Below are 5,175 nucleotides of genomic sequence, written 5' to 3' on the forward strand. Positions count from 1 at the left end.
GCGCGATGACCGCCGGCATGGCCTTCGAGGCGCTGAACAACGCCGGCGTGTCGCAGGCCAACATGCTGGTGGTGCTGAACGACAACGACATGTCGATCTCGCCGCCGGTCGGCGCGCTGAACAAGTACCTGGCGCGGCTGATGAGCGGCAAGTTCTACGCCGCGGCGCGCGAGGGCGCGAAGTCGGTGCTGAAGAACGCGCCGCCGCTGTTCGAGCTGGCACGCCGCTTCGAGGAGCATGCGAAGGGCATGGTCGTGCCCGGCACGATCTTCGAGGAGTTCGGTTTCACCTACGTCGGCCCGATCGACGGCCACGACCTCGATTCGCTGGTTCCCACGCTCGAGAACCTGCGCGACCGTCCGGGCCCGCAGTTCCTGCACGTCGTCACGAAGAAGGGCTACGGCTACAAACTGGCCGAGGCCGATCCGGTCAAGTACCACGCGGCGTCGGGCAAGTTCGACCCGGCCGAGGGCTTCCCGAAGGCCAAGCCGAGCAAGCCCACCTTCACGAACATCTTCGGCCAGTGGCTGTGCGACATGGCCGAGAAGGACAAGCGCCTGATCGGCATCACGCCGGCGATGCGCGAAGGCTCGGGCATGGTCGAGTTCGAGAAGCGCTTCCCCGAGCGCTACCACGATGTCGGCATCGCCGAGCAGCATGCGGTGACGTTCGCCGCCGGCCTGGCCTGCGAAGGGCTGAAGCCGGTGGTCGCGATCTACTCCACCTTCCTGCAGCGTGCGTACGACCAGTTGCTGCACGACGTGGCGATCCAGAACCTGCCGGTGGTGTTCGCGCTCGATCGCGCCGGCCTGGTGGGCGGCGACGGCGCCACGCATGCCGGCGCCTACGACATCGCGTTCCTGCGCTGCGTGCCGAACATGAGCGTGCTCGCGCCGGCCGACGAGCGCGAATGCCGCCAGCTGCTCACCACCGCGTTCGAGCAGGACCACCCGGTCGCGGTGCGCTACCCGCGCGGCGCCGGCGCGGGCATCGCGATCGATCCCGAACTGAGCTCGTTGCCCTGGGGCAAGGGCGAGGTGCGCCGCCGCGGCGAGCGCATCGCGATCCTCGCCTTCGGCACCTTGCTGTACCCGGCGCTGGCCGCCGGCGAGGCACTGGGCGCGACGGTGGCCAACATGCGCTACGTGAAGCCGCTCGATGTCGCGTTGGTGGCCGAGCTCGCACGCACGCACGATGCGATCGTCACGGTCGAAGAGGGCTGCCTGATGGGTGGCGCCGGCAGCGCGGTGCTGGAGGCCTTGCAGGCCGAGCGCATCGAGATCCCGGTGCTGCAACTGGGCCTGCCCGATGTCTTCGTCGAGCATGGCGACCCGGCCAGGCTGCTGGCGGCCTGCGGGCTGGATGCGGCGGGCATCGAGCAGTCGATCCTGAAGCGCTTCGGCGCGCGGCCGGCGCTCGTCAGGCCCGCTGCCACCCACCGCTGAGACCGTTTGAACGGCGTCGTCAAGTCCTTTCGCGCCGTGTGCGCACTGATTCCTGTCATCCTTCAGGCCGTTGACAGATAGAAGTCCGACATGAATCACATGACGAATTTGAAAGACGCGCTGCACATCCCCGACACGCAGAGCGAGCGCGACGAGCGCCATCTGGCGATCCAGCGCGTCGGCGTGAAGGACGTGCGCTACCCGCTGCAGCTGAAGTTCGGCAAGGCCGTGCAGCCGACGATCGGCCAGTGGGAGCTCGACGTGGCGCTGCCGGCCGAGCAGAAGGGCACGCACATGTCGCGCTTCGTCGCGTGGCTCGATGCGCTGCACGAACCGCTGGATGCCGATGGCCTGAAGCTGCGCTTCGCCGAGATGCTCGAGAAGCTGCACGCGACGCACGGCCGCGTCGAGGTGAAGTTCCCGTTCTTCATCCGCAAGCGCGCGCCGGTGTCGGGCGTCGAGAGCCTGCTCGACTACCAGGGCAGCTGGGTCGCCGAGATGCGCGACGGCAAGCCGGTCGTGTGGTCGCAGGTGCTGGTGCCGGTGAAATCGCTGTGCCCGTGCTCGAAGGAGATCTCCGACTACGGCGCGCACAACCAGCGCTCGCACGTGACGATCCGCGCCGAGCTGCTGCAGGACGTGCCGTGGGGCGAGCTGGTGCGCTTCGCCGAGAACGCGGCGTCGAGCGAGATCTGGCCGATGCTCAAGCGGGCCGACGAGAAGTGGGTCACCGAGCATGCGTACGAGAACCCGAAGTTCGTCGAGGACCTGGTGCGCGACGTGGCGCTCGGGCTGAACGCCGACCCGCGCATCGGGCGCTACACGGTCGATGTCGAGAACTTCGAGTCGATCCACAACCACAGCGCCTTCGCCCGCATCGAACGCCTGTGAGCGGCGCGATCCGGAGGGCATTCCGGGTAGCATCCGCGCACCTATGAACTGGCCCTACGAATTACAGATCGGCGTGCGCTACACGCGCGCCGGTCGCACCGGCCGTCGCAACGGCTTCATCTCCTTCATCTCCGGCGTCTCGATGCTCGGCATCGCGCTCGGCGTCGCGGCGCTGATCATCGTGCTGTCGGTGATGAACGGCTTCCAGAAGGAAGTGCGTGATCGCATGCTGTCGGTCGTCGCCCACGTCGAGGTGATGGACGGCCAGGGCCAGGCGCTGCCCGACTGGCACCTCGCCGCGAAGCAGGCGCGCGAGAACCCGCAGGTGATCGGTGCCGCGCCGTTCATCGCGGCGCAGGCGCTGATCGCACGCGGCGACGACATGCGCGGCGCGATCGTCCGCGGCATCTCGCCGGACGACGAGGCCACCGTCACCGACCTCGCCGCGGAGATCAAGGACAAGACCTTGTCCAAGCTGGTGCCCGGCGAGTGGGGCATCGTGCTCGGCATCGAGCTCGCGCGTTCGCTCGGCGTGCACGAGGGCGACAAGATCACGATCGTCGCGCCGGGCGGGCAGGTCACGCCGGCCGGCGTGGTGCCGCGGCTCAAGCAGATGACGGTGGTCGGCACCTTCAACGCCGGCCACTACGAGTACGACAGCGGCCTCGCGATGATCCACGTCGACGATGCCGCCAAGCTGTTCCGCACCGACGGCCCGACCGGCGTGCAGCTGCGCCTGAAGGACCTGTTCCAGGCGCGCGATGTCGCCGAGCAGCTGTCGCAGGCCTTCGGCCCGCAGTTCATCGTCAGCGACTGGACCCGCACCAACCGCAACTGGTTCTCCGCGGTGCAGCTCGAGAAGCGGCTGATGTTCATCATCCTGACGCTGATCGTCGCGGTGGCCGCCTTCAACCTCGTCTCGACCCTCGTGATGACCGTCACCGACAAGCAGGCCGACATCGCGATCCTGCGCACGCTGGGCGCGAGCCCGCGCTCGATCATGGGCATCTTCATGGTGCAGGGCGCGGCCTCCGGCATCATCGGCACGCTGTCGGGCGTCGGCTTCGGGCTGCTGATCGCGCTGAACATCGACGTGATCGTTCCCTTCATCGAGCACCTGCTGCGCACCAGCTTCCTGCCGTCGAGCATCTACCTGATCAGCCGCATGCCGAGCGACCCGCAGGCCGCCGACATCGTGCCGATCACGCTGATCTCGCTCGTGCTGTCGTTCGTCGCGACGCTCTACCCGAGCTGGCGCGCGAGCCGCGTGCAACCGGCGGAGGCGCTGCGCTATGAGTGACTCGCGCGAGCTGGTGATCGATGCGCAGGCGCTGCACAAGCGCTTCAGCGAAGGCGGGCTGGATGTGCACGTGCTGCAGGGCGTGGCGCTGAGCGTGCGGGCCGGCGAGACGGTGGCGGTGGTCGGCGCGTCGGGCTCGGGCAAGAGCACGCTGCTGCACCTGATGGGCGGGCTCGAGGCGCCGACCAGCGGTGCGGTGCAGCTGAAGGGCCGCGATTTCTCGCACATGAATGCGACCGAGCAGGGTGTCTGGCGCAACCGGCACCTGGGCTTCGTCTACCAGTTCCACCACCTGCTGCCGGAGTTCACGGCGCTCGACAACGTCGCGATGCCGCTGCGCATCCGCCGGCTGACGCAGCCCGAGGCGCGTGAGCAGGCGCAGGCGGTGCTCGCGCAGGTGGGGCTCGCTGCGCGCGTGCACCACCGGCCGTCGGAGCTGTCAGGCGGTGAGCGCCAGCGCGTGGCGATCGCGCGGGCTTTGGCCGGCAAGCCGGCCTGCGTGCTGGCCGACGAGCCGACCGGCAACCTCGACCGCGAGACGGCCGATGGTGTGTTCGCGTTGATGCTGGAGCTGGCGCGCAACCAGGGCACGGCTTTCGTGATGGTCACGCACGATGAGGGGCTGGCGAAGCGCTGCGACCGGGTGCTGCGGCTGAAGCAGGGGCGGCTGATCGACTGAGCCGATCAGTGTCGATGCGGGTTGCCATCGCGGGAGCGATGGCATGTCGCACGTGGCCCCGTCGTCGTGGATCCCGTAGAGGTACGCGAGGGYGAAGAGACGGCTCGTGCTGGAACCGAATCTGCGTTCTGGCCACTCATGCGGTGTCCGAATCGGCAACCTGCGATGCGCGGGCTCAGTTCGGACATGCATCGTCTCTGCAACTTCTCAAAAATCGGACTGGCCATGAACACGCGAATACCAGGAAGGCTCGACGGCCTGCGCAGGAACCCCGTATGAACACGGACATCAACCTATCACGGAGCAGTTCTGTCAGCGGGCAGGAAGACCGCCTGGAGGATCAAGAACAGAAGGGGACTGTCGGCGACGAGGTGAGGGAAGTCCGGTCTTGTGCCAGGAGTTGCCTGAAATCGCTTGCCCAGTGTTTGGCGGGTACGGCGGTGGTTGTGGGCGTCCCAGCTCTTGTTGCGAATCTAGGGGTTTTGGGGTGCGGGGTGGGAATCGTACTCAATGAATTCAACTGCAGCACGGAGGCGGCAGTTGGCTTGGCAGGTGTCGGACTGACAACAGGCTTGGTCAGCACTGGAGCCTATTTCCTGCAGAGGGAGCTGGTCAAAAGACTTTCCGGTCAGCAGCCATCGCAGGGAGCTTCGGCGGATGACCCCAGCCAATCAGGTTCAGCGTCCTCGTCTTCTTCGCGAGGGTCCGAATCGTTGGTGGAGCTGTCATCGCAGGTGCCGCCGCAAGAGTACGAGGGCCAGGAACTCGATCCGTGATTTCCGGCATTCTCATTCGCCTGCCCGTTCCGCCACTTGCGCAGCGGTCGGCGAGGCGGCGATGCAGCGAGTGTGAATCAGGAG

General features: G+C 67.2%; 4 protein-coding genes. All 4 read left to right on the top strand.

Features of this window, described 5'->3' with window-relative positions; translation table 11 throughout:
- A partial coding sequence (dxs, locus tag AC1D01_RS19885) for a 1-deoxy-D-xylulose-5-phosphate synthase (RefSeq protein ID WP_477869295.1) occupies positions 1–1,445 on the top strand: 1,445 nt, incomplete at its 5' end.
- A gap of 99 nt (positions 1,446–1,544) precedes the next feature.
- Positions 1,545–2,336 carry a GTP cyclohydrolase FolE2 gene (folE2, locus tag AC1D01_RS19890; protein WP_477869297.1) on the top strand — a complete coding sequence of 264 codons (792 nt, stop codon included), beginning with the start codon at positions 1,545–1,547 and terminating at the stop codon, positions 2,334–2,336.
- 43 nt (positions 2,337–2,379) lie between these two features.
- Positions 2,380–3,636: a lipoprotein-releasing ABC transporter permease subunit gene (locus tag AC1D01_RS19895; RefSeq protein WP_047584554.1), complete on the top strand. Its 1,257-nt coding sequence runs from the start codon at positions 2,380–2,382 to the stop codon at positions 3,634–3,636.
- Entirely contained in the window at positions 3,629–4,315 is a 687-nt protein-coding gene (gene lolD / locus AC1D01_RS19900) for a lipoprotein-releasing ABC transporter ATP-binding protein LolD (RefSeq protein ID WP_477869299.1), read from the top strand. The genes AC1D01_RS19895 and lolD overlap by 8 nt, the downstream gene beginning before the upstream one ends.
- Positions 4,316–5,175 lie beyond the last annotated feature (860 nt).

The sequence above is a fragment of the Rhizobacter sp. P3_B12 genome (genome assembly GCF_056402895.1).